Annotated in this window: 1 protein-coding gene; it reads right to left on the bottom strand. The window is 72.0% G+C overall.

Annotated features, from left to right (window positions below; genetic code table 11):
- On the bottom strand, positions 1-243 hold a 243-nt coding region (locus SB719_RS22105), incomplete at both ends, for a hypothetical protein (protein WP_412160025.1).

Below are 243 nucleotides of genomic sequence, written 5' to 3'. Positions count from 1 at the left end.
CCAGCGCCTGGGCGAAGATCAGCCCGACGCCGACGGCGGTCAGCGACAGGCCGGCGACGCGGGCGCCATCTTCCGGCGACAGCTGCAGCCGGTCGATCGCGAAGAAGCCGACGACGACCTGGGCGATCGTCACCGACATCATCGCCGCGAACACCGCATACACCGGCAGGCGCAAGCGACGATCGAAGACCGCCATCGTCGGCCGCGGCCCGTTGCGGGTGGCATCGGCGGGCGTGGTGGCCG

Source organism: Pantoea sp. SIMBA_079 (genome assembly GCF_046940275.1).
Classification (GTDB): Bacteria; Pseudomonadota; Gammaproteobacteria; order Enterobacterales; family Enterobacteriaceae; genus Pantoea; species Pantoea borealis.
The sequence above is the reverse complement of the archived record's forward strand: the minus strand, read 5'-3'. Positions and strand labels throughout refer to the sequence as shown.